Consider the following 229-nt stretch of genomic DNA (forward strand, 5'->3'; position numbering starts at 1 on the left):
GTCCGTACGTTTACTCTCATCAAAATTTATTGAATGTTATTTAGCACGTGTAGGAAAAGATGTTTTAAACAGTGTGGGAGTCTATCAAATTGAAGGGGAAGGGATCCACCTCTTTGAAAAAATTGATGGAGATTTTTTTACTATTGTTGGTTTACCTTTGCTCCCTCTACTCGTAAAATTACGTCATTTAGGGGTTATTGATGGTTGATTTAACAATAGAAAAAACGAA

At 34.1% G+C, this 229-nt stretch carries 1 protein-coding gene; it reads left to right on the forward strand.

The window, feature by feature from the left end:
• A partial coding sequence (locus ACFINC_RS11910; protein ID WP_375617326.1) for a Maf family protein occupies window positions 1-208 on the forward strand: 208 nt, incomplete at its 5' end.
• Window positions 209-229 lie beyond the last annotated feature (21 nt).

The sequence above is a fragment of the Bartonella sp. AP58NXGY genome (genome assembly GCF_042195785.1).
Classification (GTDB): Bacteria; Pseudomonadota; Alphaproteobacteria; order Rhizobiales; family Rhizobiaceae; genus Bartonella.